At 73.2% G+C, this 14521-nt stretch carries 16 protein-coding genes; 5 read left to right on the forward strand and 11 right to left on the reverse strand.

The features are described from left to right. The 9 genes from ABT297_RS12785 to ABT297_RS12825 are packed head-to-tail and all read right to left on the reverse strand — an operon-like array spanning position 1 to position 7896. Positions 1–960, reverse strand: a complete 960-nt coding sequence (locus ABT297_RS12785) for a thiamine pyrophosphate-dependent dehydrogenase E1 component subunit alpha (RefSeq protein ID WP_350548305.1) — start codon at positions 958–960, stop codon at positions 1–3. Between the two features lie 27 nt (positions 961–987). Next, complete coding sequence (locus tag ABT297_RS12790; protein ID WP_350548307.1) at positions 988–1908, reverse strand: phytanoyl-CoA dioxygenase family protein; 921 nt, start codon at positions 1906–1908, stop codon at positions 988–990. Positions 1909–1910: 2 nt separating this feature from the next. Beyond that, a complete protein-coding gene (gene hppD, locus ABT297_RS12795; RefSeq protein WP_350548205.1) occupies positions 1911–3008 on the reverse strand; it encodes a 4-hydroxyphenylpyruvate dioxygenase in 1098 nt (365 codons plus the stop codon). A 37-nt stretch (positions 3009–3045) separates the two neighbouring features. Next, entirely contained in the window at positions 3046–4293 is a 1248-nt protein-coding gene (locus ABT297_RS12800) for a beta-ketoacyl-[acyl-carrier-protein] synthase family protein (protein ID WP_350548207.1), read from the reverse strand. Then, entirely contained in the window at positions 4290–4808 is a 519-nt protein-coding gene (locus ABT297_RS12805) for a hypothetical protein (RefSeq protein WP_350548209.1), read from the reverse strand. Before ABT297_RS12805 ends, ABT297_RS12800 begins: the two co-directional genes overlap by 4 nt. Further along, positions 4805–5941 carry a beta-ketoacyl-[acyl-carrier-protein] synthase family protein gene (locus ABT297_RS12810; RefSeq protein ID WP_350548211.1) on the reverse strand — a complete coding sequence of 379 codons (1137 nt, stop codon included), beginning with the start codon at positions 5939–5941 and terminating at the stop codon, positions 4805–4807. The genes ABT297_RS12805 and ABT297_RS12810 overlap by 4 nt, the downstream gene beginning before the upstream one ends. 16 nt (positions 5942–5957) lie before the next feature. Then, positions 5958–6161, reverse strand: a complete 204-nt coding sequence (locus ABT297_RS12815; protein WP_350548309.1) for a phosphopantetheine-binding protein — start codon at positions 6159–6161, stop codon at positions 5958–5960. 38 nt (positions 6162–6199) lie between these two features. Then, complete coding sequence (locus ABT297_RS12820) at positions 6200–6478, reverse strand: acyl carrier protein (RefSeq protein WP_350548213.1); 279 nt, start codon at positions 6476–6478, stop codon at positions 6200–6202. Beyond that, positions 6475–7896 carry a class I adenylate-forming enzyme family protein gene (locus ABT297_RS12825; RefSeq protein ID WP_502885560.1) on the reverse strand — a complete coding sequence of 474 codons (1422 nt, stop codon included), beginning with the start codon at positions 7894–7896 and terminating at the stop codon, positions 6475–6477. Before ABT297_RS12825 ends, ABT297_RS12820 begins: the two co-directional genes overlap by 4 nt. 731 nt (positions 7897–8627) lie before the next feature. Here ABT297_RS12825 and ABT297_RS12830 point away from each other — a divergent pair. Genes ABT297_RS12830 through ABT297_RS12850 form a run of 5 tightly spaced genes read left to right on the forward strand, consistent with a single transcriptional unit; the run spans position 8628 to position 12778 of the window. Then, positions 8628–9545 (forward strand): methyltransferase domain-containing protein, encoded by a 918-nt coding sequence (locus ABT297_RS12830; RefSeq protein ID WP_350548214.1) that lies wholly within the window; start codon positions 8628–8630, stop codon positions 9543–9545. Between the two features lie 2 nt (positions 9546–9547). After that, positions 9548–9883 carry an acyl carrier protein gene (locus tag ABT297_RS12835; RefSeq protein ID WP_350548215.1) on the forward strand — a complete coding sequence of 112 codons (336 nt, stop codon included), beginning with the start codon at positions 9548–9550 and terminating at the stop codon, positions 9881–9883. A gap of 8 nt (positions 9884–9891) precedes the next feature. Continuing rightward, positions 9892–11034, forward strand: coding sequence for a glycosyltransferase (locus tag ABT297_RS12840; RefSeq protein WP_350548218.1), 1143 nt, complete (start codon positions 9892–9894; stop codon positions 11032–11034). 10 nt (positions 11035–11044) lie between these two features. Further along, positions 11045–11809, forward strand: coding sequence for an ABC transporter permease (locus ABT297_RS12845; RefSeq protein WP_350548219.1), 765 nt, complete (start codon positions 11045–11047; stop codon positions 11807–11809). A gap of 15 nt (positions 11810–11824) precedes the next feature. Beyond that, complete coding sequence (locus tag ABT297_RS12850; RefSeq protein WP_350548221.1) at positions 11825–12778, forward strand: ATP-binding cassette domain-containing protein; 954 nt, start codon at positions 11825–11827, stop codon at positions 12776–12778. Positions 12779–13014: 236 nt separating this feature from the next. On the opposite strand, the gene ABT297_RS12855 is transcribed toward ABT297_RS12850, so the two are convergent. After that, positions 13015–14259, reverse strand: a complete 1245-nt coding sequence (locus ABT297_RS12855; protein WP_350548223.1) for a condensation domain-containing protein — start codon at positions 14257–14259, stop codon at positions 13015–13017. A 64-nt stretch (positions 14260–14323) separates the two neighbouring features. Beyond that, positions 14324–14506, reverse strand: coding sequence for a hypothetical protein (locus ABT297_RS12860; protein WP_350548225.1), 183 nt, complete (start codon positions 14504–14506; stop codon positions 14324–14326). Positions 14507–14521: the final 15 nt, after the last annotated feature.

Here is a 14521-nt window from a genome sequence, read left to right on the forward strand (position 1 = left end):
TCACGCCCCCGCTCTGGCCCGCAGGCCGTCCGCGTACAGGTGGTCGAGCGCACCGGCCGGGTCCGGGTGCGGGCTCTGCCGGGCGAAGTCGACCGCCAGGTCGAGCGTCGACTCGACCTCGGCGTCGATGCGGGCCCGCTCGTCCGGTGCGACCCGCGCGCCCTGGATCTCCACCGGGTCCCGGGCCGTGCCGGCCGCCAACTCCTCGTCGGTGCGGTAGCGCGGCCGGGCCGCGTGCTCCCAGGTGTGGTGGGCGTCGAAGCGGTACGCGACGCACTCCAGCAGCGACGGCCCGCCGCCGGACCGGGCGCGCTCGACGGCGGTCGCCGCCTCGTGCAGTACCGCCTCCGGGTCCGAACCGTCCACGGTGGACGCGGGAATGCCGAACGCGTGCGCGCGCCCGGTGATGGTGCCGGCGACCGCCTCCGACACCCGGGTGGTGGTGGCGAACCCGTTGTTCTCGCACACGAACACGACCGGGAGCCGCCACAGCGCCGCCAGGTTGAACGTCTCGAGCACCACGCCCTGGCTGACCGCGCCGTCGCCGAAGTAGGTGACGGCGACGCGGTCCAGGCCGGCCCGGCGCGCGGCCCAGGCCGCGCCCGTGGCGATCGGCGCGGCGGCGCCGACAATCGCGTTGGCGCCGAGGATGCCCTGCGAGAAGTCCGCGGCGTGCATCGAGCCGCCGCGGCCGCGGTTGAGCCCGGTCGCCCGGCCGGCCAGCTCGGCCATCGCGCGGGCCGGGTCCGCGCCCTTGGCCAGCACGTGGCCGTGGCCGCGGTGGGTGCTGGTGATGACGTCGCCGGGCCGCAGCGCGGCGCAGGTGCCGGCCGCGATGGCCTCCTGCCCGACGTACGGATGGATGCCGCCGACGATCGTGCCGTCGCGGACGAGCTCGATGGCCCGCTCCTCGAAGCGGCGGATCAGGCGGACCGTCCGGTACAGCCCGGCGGCGTCCATCCGTACCTGTGTCACGTCAGGTCTCCCTTACGCCGCAACGGTGTCGCGCCACACGACGGGGCAGAACTCGGGGTCCGCGTAGTCCGGCCGGCCGTCGGCCGTACGGCGCACGAGCACGTCGTGGTTGTAGGTCACGACGTCCCCGGTGGACAGCTCGAAGCGGCGGTACTCGTTCGTGCCCGGCTGGAGGTGGAACGAGATCGCCCGGCGCGGGCCGTCGCTGACGTTGGCGCCGCTGCCGTGGTACGTGCGGCAGTGGTGGAAGCTCATGTGCCCCTTGGGGATGAGCATCGGGATCTTGTTGATCTCGACCCCGTTGTGCGCCGCGTTCTGCTCGAGCATGACCTCCAGGTCGTCCCGGCTGCGCTGGGCGAAGTGCCGGGTGGTCGTGTCGTCGGCGCCGATCTCGGCCCAGCGGTTGCTGCCGTCGACCATCGTGATGGTGCCCAGGTCGACGCCGCAGTCGTGGAACGGGATGAACGCGGTGAGCATGTCGTCGGACGTGCACGTCTGCCAGTAGTGGCGGTCGAAGTGCCAGGGCACGAGGTTGGAGGGCTCGCCGGCGATCGGCGGCTTGTAGATGAGCGTCGACTGGAAGACGCGGATCTCCGCCGCCCGCGCCAGCCGGGCCGCGACCGCGCCGATGAGCGGCTTGCGCAGGATGCGCGCGATGTCGTCGCTCTCGTAGTGGACGTAGTCGTTGTGCCGCTGCACCGGCCCGTGTTCCGGCTGCCAGTAGGCCAGCCGCGCCGGGCGCGCGGGTAAGGTCCGCGAACGCTCGCCGGCGTAGAAGCGCTCACTGGCCGCGGTCAGCTCGTCGACCTCGTCGTCGGTGAAGAGCTTGCGGGTGAGGTACCACCCGTTGCGCGCGTACGCCTCGACCTCCTCGTCGGTGGGCAGCAACGCCAGTTCCTGCTCCGACAGCACGAAGTCCTGGGTCACCGGGATGCTCACAGTGCGGTCCCTTCAGAATGAGTGATGTCGCGCACCGCCGCCAGCTCTCGCTCCTTCGCCGCGTACAGCGCGGGGATGTTGCTCGTGCCGAACGTCCGCGCGCCGTGGCGGTCGATGAGCTCGTTGAAGTACGTGCGCCGGATGTGCGTCGACTTCGCGAAGATCTGGTACATCTGGCCCCAGTGGTCGCGGTCCACGAGGATGCCGAGCGGCCGCAGCTCGTCGACGGGCACGTCCACGTCGCCGAGGCGGGCCGAGAGCATGTCGTAGTAGCTGCCGGGGGTCTGCGCGAACTCGACGCCCCGGGCGCTGAGCTCCCGCACCGCGGCGACGATGTCGTGGGTGCTGAAGGCGACGTGCTGCACTCCGGCGCCCTCGTGCCAGGCGAGGAAGTCGTCGATCTGCCCGGCGCGGCGGCTGATGTCCGGCTGGATGAGCGTGAACGTCACGCCGCCGGACGGGCTCTGCACCACCTTGGACTGCATGCCCTGGTCGCCGACCTCGATGTACTCCTGGAAGATCATTGCAAAGCCGAACGCCCGCTGGTAGTAGGCGACGGCCGCGTCGAGCTCCCCGGCCGGCAGGCACACCGCGGCGTGGTCGATCGTGTGCAGCAGGTCCCCGGCGTCCGGCCCGTCCGGCGCCATCGACGTGTCGAGCAGGCCCGGCAGGAACTGCGCGCCGCCGTCGCGCTGCACGAGCCGGTGCGTCACGTCGCCGAAGCCGGACACCTCCGCCACGACGACCGACGCGCCGCCGTGCGCGATGCGCCGCGGCGCCTCGACCGCGGTCGCGCCGGCCGCGACCGCCTCGGCGAAGGCCGTCTCCACGTCGGTGCAGCCGAACGCGACGACCGCGATGCCGTCGCCGTGCTGCGCCACGTACCGGCTGGCCCGGTGCCCGCTGCTGAGGCCGGAGGTGAGCAGGATCCGGATGTCGCGCTGCCCCAGCAGCACGCTGCGCTGGCCGGTCAGGCCGGTCTCCGGGCCGCCCTGCCCGTAGACGTGGAAGCCGTACGACGCGCACAGCTGTTCGGCCACCACGCGCGCGTCGCCGACGTACAACTCGATGTGGTCCGTGTCAAGGATCTGCATTGCCTGCTTCCCTTTCGGGGTTTGTGGTTCGGGCGGATCAGGCCTTGGCCCACGGCGAGCTCGGCGGGCCGAGCACGAGGCTCACGTTGTGGCCACCGAAGCCGAAGGAGTTCGACAGCGCGTGGGTCACCGACGCGGGCCGGGGCACGCGCAGGTGGTCCAGTTCGCAGGCCGGGTCGGGCTCGTCGAGGTTGCGCGTCGGCGGCAGCACCCCGCGGCGCAGCGCCTCCACCGTCACCGCGGCCTCGGCCACCCCGGAGGCGCCGAGCATGTGCCCGGTGACGCCCTTGGTGGAGCTGACCGGCGGCGACTGGGGCCCGAACACGGAGCGGATCGCGAGCGCCTCGGCGACGTCGCCGAGCTTGGTCGAGGTGCCGTGCGCGTTGACGTAGCCGATGTCGGCCGGGTCGAGCCCGGCGTCGGCGACGGCGCGGCGCATGCACTCGGCGGCGGCGGAGCCGTCGGGGCGGGGCGTCGTCGGGTGGTGCGCGTCGTTGGTGGCGCCCCAGCCGAGCAAGTCGGCGTAGCGGGCGGCGCGGCGGGCGTCGGCGTGCTCGGGCCGCTCCAGGACGAACACGCCGGCGCCCTCGCCGAGCACCAGGCCGTTGCGGCGCCGGTCGAACGGCCGGCTCGCCTCGGTCGGGTCGGCCCAGCCACGGGCCAGCGCGCGAGCGTTGCCGAACGTGTTGGCGAGCGTGGGGAACAGCGGCGCCTCGCTGCACCCGCAGACCACGACGTCGGCCTCGCCGGCGCGCAGCAGCCGCAGCCCCTCGCCGATCGACTGGGCGCCGGCGGCGCAGGCGGTGCCGACCGAGGAGCTGTAGCCCTGCAGGCCGTACTTCATGGCGACCCGGGCCGCGCCCATGTTCGGCAGCATCCCGGGCAGCAGGTAGGGGCTGACGCCGGCCCGGCCCTTCTTGTCGCGCTGCACCGCCTGGGCGTCGAGCGTGGCGAGGCCGCCGGTGCCGGACAGGATCACCGCGACCCGGTACGGGTCCACGTCGCGGCCGACCTCGATCCCGGCGTCGGCGAGCGCGATCTCGGCGGCCCGCAGCGCCATCACGATGTACCGGTCGACGAGGCGCGCGTCCGGCCCGGGCAGCACCTCGAGCGGGTCGATCGGCGGGCCGAACGCGGCCACGTCGACCGAGCCCGCGAGGGGGTGGTCCGCCGGCGGGCTGGACAGCCCGGAACGGCCCTCGCACATGGCGTCGAAGACCTCGGCACCGGTACTCCCGACCGGCGTCACCAGACCGATGCCGGTGACCGCCGCGTGAGCGTTCATGATGCGCCTCCGTCCGCGACGAGCACCGCGGCCGCGGTCTCGCCGGTCTCGTCGTGGTCGAGTTCGATGAGCAGCACCCGGCCGGCGTCGCCGTCGGCGAGCAGCCCGCGGGCCACGTCCAGCCCGGACGCGGCGTCGCACACGCAGGCGACCGGCCCGGTCAGCGCGTGGCGCGCCGCGACGTGGCCGAGCACGGCGTTGGGTACGGACTGGAAGAAGAACAGCGGCCCGACCCGGGCGCCGGTGTCGACGGCCCGTGCGACGTGCGCCGCGCTCTCGACGTCGCCGAGGTCGCTGACCAGCACGAGGGCGGTGCCCGCGTCATCGCCGTCCGGGGGAGCGCTCTCCGGCAGCTCGGCGAGACAGCGGCCGGCGACGGCCGCGACGATCGGGTTGAAGTTCGAGTGGACGAAGCCGGCCAGCCGCGGCGGTTCGGCGTCGGCGGGACCGGGCCATCCCGCGGCGGCGAGCACCCGCAGGCCCGCCTCCGCTGCGCGCCCCCTTAACCCGTTCATGCCTCTGCGCCCAGCAGCAGCGCGGTGTTGGCGCCGCCGAAGGCGGCGTTCAGCGTGAGCGCGTAGGCGGGTGTGGCGGGCCGCGCGCCGTCGAGCACGAGGTTGAGCGGGCACTGCTCGTCGGGGGCGAGATAGCCGGCGTTGACCGGCAGCCGCCCGCCGCGCAGCGCGTGCAGCGTCACCGCGAGCTCCAGCACGCCCGAGGCCTCCAGGGCCTGGCCGTGCAGGGCCTTCGTGGACGACACCGGCACGGCGGCGGCGTGCCCGCCCAGCGCCGTGCGCAGCGCCTCGGCCTCCGCCGCGTCGCTCTGCGCGGTGCCGGAGCCGTGCGCGTTGACGTAGCCGACCTCGTCCGGACCGACCCCGCCGCGGCGCAGCGCCGCGGTGATCGCCCGGGCCATCCCGCGACCCTGCGGGTGCGGCTGGCACGGGTGGTGGGCGTCCCCGGCCCGGCCCCAGCCGGCCAGGGTGGCCAGCGGCGCGACGGTGCGGTCGCGGGCCGCGGCGGCCGACTCGAGGACCACGGCACCGGCGCCGTCGCCGAGCAACAGGCCGCGCCGGCGCGCGCTGAACGGGCGGATCGCCCCGTCGGCGGCGAACGCACGGCCGGCGTCGAAGAGCGCGAACTGGTCGGCGTCGACGAGGTAGCCCCCGGCGACGACGACCCGCGCGGCCTCGCCGCGGGTGATGATCCCGGCCGCGTCGGCGATCGCGGTGCTCGCCGCGACGCAGGCGGAGGTGTACGCGCGGGGCGCGCCGAGCCCGGCACCCGCGGCGAGAGCGGCCACGAACGCGGCGCCGCCGTGGCGGGGCCGGTCCGCGGGAGCCGAGCGGGCCAGCCGCGGGTCGCCGTGCACCGCCAGGAACAGCGGCGTGGCGGCCCGCTCGGCCGTGCTCAGCTTCGCCTCGTCGCACGCCTCGTCGACGAGCGCGGCCAGCTCGGTGGCGAGGTCCGGCGAGCCCGGCAGGGTCGCGGCCACGCCGACCCGCCGGCCGGTCACGTCGAAGCGGCCGACCGGCGCGAACGCCGGCGCGCCGGCGTCCAGCCCGGCGGCGAGCGCGCCCATGCCCCGGCCGAACGCGCTGAGCACGGCGACGCCGGTGATCAGCACGTCCGCGGTAGCCCGGGTCATCACGTTCATCACGGCCTCACCGGGAGCCCGTCTCGACCTTCAGCCCGGCCAGCACCTCGACGGCACCGCCGACGGTGGACATCCGGGCCAGTTCCTCGTCGGACAGGTCGAGCGCGGTGCCGTAGTGCTGCTCCAACTGGTGGATCAGCCACGCCAGCTCCAGCGAGTCGATCCCCTCGGCGACGTCCTCGGGCCGCCGGTCACCGTAGGTGGCCAGCATGGCGACGACCTCGTCGCGGGACGGTGCAGCGGTCACGCTCAGCTGCCCGCGGTCGCCGCGGCGGCCCGGCGCTCGGAGACGGCGGCGATGAACTCGCCGACCGTCATGCCGGCGAGCTTCTCGGCCTCGTCGTCGTCGAAGCGCACCCCGAAGCGGTCCTCGACGCGCACCGCGAGCTCGGCCAGCGACAGCGACTCCAGGTCGGCGCCGGCCGGGCCGAGCGCGGTGTCGTCGTCGACGTCGTCGGTGCTGTAGTTCATCTCGGTCAGCGAGTCCAGTAGGAACTGGCGGATCTCGGTGATGGTCTCGTCGCTCATATCTGGGCGTTCCCTTCCTTCACGGACGCCGCGACCAGCAGGGCGCGGTCGCGGACGAGCTTGCCGGTGGCCGTGCGAGGCAGCTGCTCGACGACGCGTAGCACGCGCGGGCGCTTGAAGGCGGCCAGCCGCTGCGCGAGCAGTGCCTGTACCTGCTCAGCGGTGGTGTCGTCGCGCAGCATCACGTAGGCCTCGATCGCCTTGTCGTGCGTCACGACCGCGGACGCCACCCCGGGCAGCGCCGCGAGGGTGTGCTCGACCTCGGTGAGGTCGACCTTGAGCCCGCCGACGGAGACCTGCGAGTCGTTGCGGCCCTGGATGCGGAACCGGCCGGTGGCGGGGTCGACCGTGCCGGCGTCGCGGGTGTGCAGCCAGCCGTCGGCCCAGCGGGTCGGGTCGACCAGGCCCAGGTACGGCGACTCGGCCAGCGACACCAGCAGCTCGCCGTCCTCTTCGCGCACCCGGAGGCCGGGCGCGGGGGTGAGGGCGGGGCGGTGCTCGCCGAAGAGGTCGGTCGCGATGACCCCGACCTCGGTCATGCCGTACATGTTGCCCAGGCGGATGCCGAAACGGTCCGTGAACGTCTCATGCACCTCAGCGCGCACCAACTCGCCGCCGGTGGTCATCCCGGTCAGCTGCGGCAGGTGCGGCGGCCGCGGCCCGGAGGAGAGCAGCTCGATGTGGAAGGGCACGCCGAGCAGTGTGGTCGGCTCGGGTCCGGCCGCGACGGCGGCGAGGATCCCGTCGGCCGTCATCCGCGCCGGTACGACCAGCTGCGCACCGGCGTGCAGCCCGTACAGCAGGCCGCCGACGAGCCCGAGCACGTGCACCATCGAGGCCAGGCAGACGATGCGCTCGCCCGGCTGGGGCACGCCGGCGCCGATGGCTACGTACCGCTCCAGCTCCTCGACAAGGTTGGCCGCGGTGCGCGCGATGACCTTCGACGGGCCGGTCGAGCCGGAGCTGAGCTGCACCAGCGCGTGCGGGGTGTCGGCCGGGCGGCCGGGGTAGGCGGCGACGCTCTCCTGCACGTCCTGGAACCCGCGCAGCGGCCCGCCGGTGGCGTGCTTGGCGGACACCACCGCCTGCGGGGCCAGCCGCTGCAGGGCGGCGTCGATCTCGAACGGGGTGAGGCGGTGATCCAGCAGAGCGGCCCGCGCGCCGAGGCGCCAGCAGGCGAGCAGGTTGGCGACGAAGGTCAGCGAAGGGGCCAGGCACAGCGCCACGGAGTCGCCCGGCCCGTTTCGGCCGATGCCGGCCGCGGCCAGCACCGCCTGCTTCTGCTCGACGAGGCGACGCAGCTCCGCGCGGGTCACGGGGGCGTCGAAGACGAGCGCCGGCCGGTCGGCGGGACGGCCGGCGGCATCCGCCAGCAGCACCTCGTCGACCCAGCTCGGGTCGAGGGCCGGTGCGGTCAACGGACAACCCCCTAAATCCTTGTGCGGGCGCGCCACATCGGCGGGCCGGGGGCGCCGTCACCGCCGCACGGCGGAGCGGCGCGCCAGGGCCCGCTTCCGGACACGCGCGCAGGGTTGTACGCACCGACCGGGCCGGCCAGCACTGGCCGCCGATCAGCGTGTACAACCCCCGAATGAACACACTGCGAGAGGTCGAGGAGCTGGTGGCGCCTGGTTCGGCAACGTCGCCCGAACGCCGATGCCCGGCCGCTCAACGCAGAAAATAGGCACCTCGACTAGGCATAGACCTTACGCAATCAAGCCCATTTGACAAGGGTGGGCAACCTGAACATGCGACAGGATGTCCGTTCTGTCACACGACCTCCCGTAAGAATCGTTTGGATCGATACCGTCGGCATTCCCCTGAACGCCGAGGTCAGGCCGGGTCACGGCCACATGCGAGCGCTGCACAATCGGACAATCGCCGCGGGTTCGGACACTACGGGTCGAGCTCCCACTACCGTCAGCAACGGGGCGTCGAACGCTCGTTAGGTACTTGCACTGCGGATATACAGACTTCCCAGGTATCCGGTTGCACGCAGTGTGTCGGTCGCGCACCGGTGAGAGCGCGTTCAGCAAACTTGGGCCGGTCATTGACAAGGTTCGGCACAGGGTTCATACAATGGCCGGGCTCGCCGCCTTTCCCGGCCGCGTCCCCATTCCCGGTGCTGCTCATTCGGAGATTTGCGACTGTGAAAGCCGATACCGGTTCTGCATACCCGTCCGCGCCCGCTGGGCCGGGGCTCAACGCCGCGGTCGAGCGCTATTACGACACCACCCTCGACCTGTACGAAGACCTTTGGGGCGAGCACGTCCACCACGGCTTCTGGGACGCCGGCGAACGCCCCGGCAGCGACGACGAGCGGCACGCCGCGACCGACCGGCTGGTGCGCGAGCTCGTCGATTTCGCGCGTATCCCGTCCGGCGCGCATGTGCTCGACGTCGGCTGCGGCATCGGCGGCCCCGCGCTGTATCTCGCCGGGCCCCACGGCTGCACCGTCGAGGGCGTCACGCTCAGCGCGGCGCAGGCCGCGCGCGCCAACGAGAAGGCGGCCTCGGCCGGCCTCGCCGAGCGGGCGCGGTTCCACCAGCGCGACGCGCTGGACAACGGCTTCCCGGACGCGTCGTTCGACGCGCTGTGGGCCGTCGAGAGCCTCATGCACATCGCCGACCGCGCCGCGTTCTTCGCCGAGGCCATGCGGCTGCTGCGCCCGGGCGGCGTGCTCGCCATCGCCACCTGGTCGGTGCGCGACGGCGACCTCAGCCCCGAGGAGCACCGCGTCGTCGACCAGATCCTGCGCCACCAGGTGATGCCCAGCTTCTCCTCGCTGGAGGAGCACGAGCGGCTGGCCCGCGCGGCCGGCTTCGGCGAGGTGTCCATCGTGGACTGGAGCGCCAACGTGGCCAACTCCTGGGAGCCGACCTTCGCGCAGGTGCGTGAGCTGGACAACGGCCGCGCCATGATGCGCGACCTGGCCCGCGACCGGGGCGTCGACGTGCTCGGCTTCTTCTACGCGGGGCCGCTGATGCTCAAGGGCTTCAGCACGGGCGCTGTGACGTACGGCGCGGTCCGCGCGGTGAAGCCCGCGGCGTTACCGGCCGGAGACTGAGCATGACGACGCCGACGCCGACGCAGCTTGCGGTCGCCGAGCTGCTGCGCCAGGTGACCGGCGAGGACGCGGAGTGGCTGGCCGGCATCACACCGGCGACCCGGCTCGACGGTGACCTGTTCCTCGACAGCATCGAGCTCGTCGCGCTCGGCGAGGGACTGGCCGTCCGGTTCGGGCCCGGCGTCGACCTCGCCGGGTGGGTGTCCGGGCTCGACCTGGAGGCACTGCTGGCCCTGCGCGTCGCGGACGTCGCGTCCTATGTGGACGCTGCTACCGGTGCATCACCGCGGGTCGCGGGCATATCGTCCTATGTGGACGCGTCCGGCGGTACAGGATGAGTCGGTTCGTGTTTTTGTCCCTGCCGCTGACCGGGCACGTCAACCCGATGGCGGCGGTCGCCACGGCCCTGCGACGCCGGGGCCACGAGGTGCTGTGGGCCGGGTCCGAGTCGTTCCTGCGGCCGCTGATCGGCGAGGACGAGCGGATCCACCCGATCCCGCTGCGGGCGCACCGCGGGCAGGCCGAGCGCGGACTCGACGCGACCCGCTCGCGGTGGGAGGGCTACATCGTCCCGCATGCCAAGAGCACCCGGAAGGGCGTCGAGGCCGCCGTCGCGGACTTCGCCCCGGACGTGCTTGTGGTCGACCAGCACGCGATCGCCGGCGCGATCGTCGCGCAGGCGCACGGGCTGCGGTGGGTCTCCGTCGCGCCCACGACCATGGAGCTGACCCGCCCGTTCCGCCGCGCGCTGCCCCGCGTCGAGGCGTGGATCGGCGAGCAGATGGCGGGCGCGTGGAGCGCCGCCGGCATGCTCGGGGTGCCGCCGCACGACCTGCGCTTCTCCCCGCACGGCGTCGTCGCGTTCACCGCCGGCGCGCTCGCCGGGGACCCGGCCGACCTGCCGTCCGGCGTGGGCCTCGTCGGCCCGGCGATCGCCGCCCGCGCGCCCGACCCGGACTTCCCGTTCGACTGGCTCGACCCGGGCCGCCGGCATGTGCTGGTCACCATGGGCACGCTGTCGATGGACCTGGCGAAGGGCTTCTACCAGCGCGTCGCCGAGGCCCTCGCGCCGCTGGGCGACCGGCTGCAAGCCGTCGTCGTCGCCCCCGACGGCACCCTCGCCGAACCGGCCGGCCACGTGCTCGTGCGCCGCCGCGTGCCGGTGCTGGACCTGCTGCCGCACCTGCACGCGGTCGTCGCGCACGGCGGCCTCAACACCGTCTCCGAGGCGCTGGTGCACGGCGTGCCGCTCGTCGTCGCGCCGATCAAGGGCGATCAGGCGCTCAACGCCAACGCGGTGCGGGCCGCCGGCGCCGGGCTGCGGGTCTCCTTCGACCACACCCGCCCGGACGCGTTGCGGGCCGCCCTGCTGCGCCTGCTCGACGAGCCGGCCTACGCCGCGGCCGCCCGGGCGGAGGGCGACCGGCTGACGGCCGGCGGGGGAGCCGAGGCGGCCGCCGACATCCTCGAGGCACACCACAACGATTGAGGCGATACGAGTGAAAGTACTTCGCGACACCGGGCTCATCTTCCAGCGCCACCTCCTGCTCATGGTCCGCTCGCCGCTGTGGGTCTTCCTCGGCATCGCGCAGCCGGTGGTGTATCTCGTCCTGTTCGCCCCGCTGCTCAAGCCGGCCCTGCAGTCGATGGGCGCCACGTCGATGCTCGACGCCTACCGCGTCTACGTCCCGGGCATGCTCGTCGCCCTGGCCATCGGCGGCGGCCTCTACGTCGGCTTCGGCCTGCTCGGCGACCTCGCCAACGGCGTCATCGAGCGCTCCCGGGTCACCACGGTCAGCCGGGTCGCGCTGCTGCTCGGCCGGGCGCTGCGCGACGTGGTCACGGTCATGGTGCAGTCGCTGGTCATCACCGTGCTGTCGCTGCCGTTCGGCCTCATCACGAACATCGGCAACATCCTGCTCGGCTACGCGATCCTGGCGCTGATCAGCCTGGCGGCGGCGGCCATCTCGTACGGCATCGCCATCAAGGTGAACAACCCCAACGTGCTCGGTCAGGTCATCAACAACGTGGCCCAGCCGCTGATGCTGCTGTCCGGCACCCTGCTGCCGCTCGCGCTCGCCCCGCTGTGGCTGCGCACCATCGCCGACTACAACCCGTTCAACTGGGCCGTCACCGGCATGCGGGCTCTCTACGCCGGCAACCCCGGCGACACGCACGTGTGGGGCAGCATCGTGTTCTGCGGCGCGGTCGTCATCGCCGCGGTCACCTGGTCGGCCAGCCTTTTCGCGCGCTCGGTCAAGTAGGTTAGGGGACACTCGATGATCAAGACCAAGGGGCTCAAGAAGTCCTACAAGACCCGGCAGAAGCGGCAGACCACCAGCGTCGACGCCGTCAAGGGCATCGACCTGGACGTCGCCGAGGGCGAGATCTTCGGCTTCCTCGGGCCCAACGGCGCCGGCAAGACCACGACCCTGCGCATGCTCGCCACACTCATCCCGCTCGACGACGGCGAGGCCACCATCGCCGGGGCGAACCTGCGCACCGAGCAGGCCCAGGTGCGGCGCAGCATCGGCTTCGTGGCGCAGGGCGGCGGCACCACCGACGACGTCACCGCTCGCGAGGAGCTGATCCTGCAGGCCCGCATGTACGGCTTGAGCCGCACCGAGGCCGCCACGCGCGCGGCGGAGGCGATCGCCGCCTTCGACCTCACCGACTTCGCCGACCGCAAGTGCAAAACCTACTCGGGCGGCCAGCGCCGCCGCGTCGACATCGCCCTCGGCATCATCCACCGCCCGCAGGTGCTGTTCCTCGACGAGCCGACCACGGGCCTGGACCCGCAGAGCCGCGCCCACATGTGGGACGAGATCCGCCGGCTGCGGGCCGACGGCATGACGGTCTTCATCACCACGCACTACCTCGACGAGGCCGACGCGCTCTGCGACCGCATCGCCATCATCGACCACGGCGAGGTCGTCGCCGAGGGCACGCCCGACGAGCTCAAGCGCGAGATCTCCGGCGACGTGGTGACCGTCGGCGTCGGCGAGCTGTCGGAGAAGGCCGCCGATGTGCTCAAGGACCAGCCCTTCGCCCGCGGCGTCGAGGTCCGCGACGACGGCGAGCTGCGCCTCAACGTCGACGCCGGCGACACCGCGATCCCGCAGATCATGCGCGCCCTCGAGGGCGCCGGGGTGACGCTGTCCACGATCGAGCTGCACCGCCCGACCCTCGACGACGTGTTCCTCACCAAGACCGGCCGCTCGCTGCGCGACTGAGCTTGGTGCGTTGACAAAATATCGGATAAGTCCGGACGCGTCAGCGTCTGGACTTATCCGCGTCCCCGGCGGCCGGTCCGAACCGCGCCCGGCGTGAGACCGTGCGCGCCCGGCTGCAGGGCCGATCGAGAGGCGGCACCCGCGCATTTTGAATGCGCGCGAGTATGCCCGGTCGTCCACTATTGCAATGCACTGGAGCCCTCGCGGGCAGGGCTTCCGGAATTGCCGGGTGGCAATCAAATAGGCGGCGAATCGACACCGATCGGGGATAGTTCGCGGGCGATCGCGTGCAGGAACGCCGCCACGCGCGGGCGGTCCCAGCCGGGGCGGTTCACGCGCAGGATCAGATCGAGGGAAGTCAGGCCCCGGGCGATCAGGTAGAAGCCGGGGCCGGTCGCGCGGGCCGGGTCGTACCACTCCACCGTCGCCGGCGCCCGGGTGTCCTCGGACGGGAAGCCGGGCGGGGCCAGGATCGGGTTGTAGTAGTAGCCGGGGTCAGCGCCGGCGTGCTCCGCGCGGATCGCCACGATCGCGTCGGGTGAGCAGACGCCGTTCTTCAGCGCGTTGAACGCCTTCCAGTGGGTCTTGCCCGCCGCGGCGTCGAACGGCTCGGCGGGGTCGAGGTCCAGCAGCAGCGGTGCCCACTGGTTCAGGCTCGTCACCACCCCCGCGTGCCGCTCGTCGTAGCGGTTGGCCGACATCGGGAAGAGCAGGTGCGCGCGCTCGCCGGTCGCCGCGCACAGCGCCCGGTGGTACGCCCCGAGCAGCACGCTGGCCAGGCTCACGCCGATCTTGGCGGCGGCGTCGTGCGCGTCCGGCATGGGCAGGCCGGTGTGCAGCGTGGCGCCGACCCGCTCGGGATCGCAGGCGCCGTCCGCGAGCCGGGGCGCCGCCGCGAGCGTGCGCCGCCAGTACCGCTCGGCGGTGCGCAGCCGCCCGCCGCCGTCCGCCTGCTGCTCCAGCGCCATCTCCAGCGGGCCCGGGGCCGGTGGCAGCTCCTCGCCGCCGAGCAGGCGCAGGAAGTCCTCCCGCATCACGAGCGCCGCGGCGCCGTCGGCGGCCATGTGGTTGACGATGACCAGCACCTGGGCCGGCCGCCCGGCGTCGAGCAGCAGCCAGGCCCGCCAGGGCAGCTCGCGGGTGACGTCGACGGCCCGTCGCAGCTCCCGCTGTTCGAGCTCGGCCCGCTCGGCGGCATCGGCGCTGCCCTGCCGGATCCGCTCGAGGATCTCCGCCTCCCCGTCCTCGGACAGCCACTGGCGCGGCATCCCGGCGTCGTCCACGACGAACCGGGTGCGCAGGGATCCGTGGCGCATCGCGAGCCGGGCCAGCGCGCGCCAGACGGCCGGCTCGTCCGGCGGTGCGTCCGCGGGCAGGTCCCAGACGAAGGTGAGGTTCGCCTCCCAGGTCCGGCCGACCGGCATCTTCTCGATGTCACGCCAGACCGACAGCTGGCCGACGGTGGCCGGGTAGGTCTTCACGCCGCCTCCACAGTGGACGCCGGGTCGGGTGCGGGCGGCCGGGGGAGGCCGCCCGCGGGTTCGGTCAGCCCGAGACGACCTTGCGGCCCGAGACCACCTTGCGGCCCGAGACGACCTTGTGCTTCGTGTCCGACATGTTCACCTCCTTGGACGGGCGCACACACCGGCGGCGCCGGCACGCGCGCGTGCGGCGGCGGCGATTCCCACCGACCGGTCGGGGGTAATCGCGGCGCACCAGAAAGGACAACCATTCATGGAAGCG

The organism is Dactylosporangium sp. NPDC000555, assembly GCF_040300025.1.
In the GTDB taxonomy this organism is placed as follows: domain Bacteria; phylum Actinomycetota; class Actinomycetes; order Mycobacteriales; family Micromonosporaceae; genus Dactylosporangium.

What these genes read in the sequence shown, in the direction of transcription:
- ABT297_RS12785 (WP_350548305.1), bottom strand. Translation starts at nt 960, where the DNA reads ATGGACGCCGCCGGGCTGTACCGGACGGTCCGCCTGATCCGCCGCTTC.
- ABT297_RS12850 (WP_350548221.1), top strand. Translation starts at nt 11,825, where the DNA reads ATGATCAAGACCAAGGGGCTCAAGAAGTCCTACAAGACCCGGCAGAAG.
- ABT297_RS12835 (WP_350548215.1), top strand. Translation starts at nt 9,548, where the DNA reads ATGACGACGCCGACGCCGACGCAGCTTGCGGTCGCCGAGCTGCTGCGC.
- ABT297_RS12805 (WP_350548209.1), bottom strand. Translation starts at nt 4,808, where the DNA reads ATGAACGGGTTAAGGGGGCGCGCAGCGGAGGCGGGCCTGCGGGTGCTC.
- hppD (WP_350548205.1), bottom strand. Translation starts at nt 3,008, where the DNA reads ATGCAGATCCTTGACACGGACCACATCGAGTTGTACGTCGGCGACGCG.
- ABT297_RS12815 (WP_350548309.1), bottom strand. Translation starts at nt 6,161, where the DNA reads ATGCTGGCCACCTACGGTGACCGGCGGCCCGAGGACGTCGCCGAGGGG.
- ABT297_RS12800 (WP_350548207.1), bottom strand. Translation starts at nt 4,293, where the DNA reads ATGAACGCTCACGCGGCGGTCACCGGCATCGGTCTGGTGACGCCGGTC.
- ABT297_RS12820 (WP_350548213.1), bottom strand. Translation starts at nt 6,478, where the DNA reads ATGAGCGACGAGACCATCACCGAGATCCGCCAGTTCCTACTGGACTCG.
- ABT297_RS12810 (WP_350548211.1), bottom strand. Translation starts at nt 5,941, where the DNA reads ATGACCCGGGCTACCGCGGACGTGCTGATCACCGGCGTCGCCGTGCTC.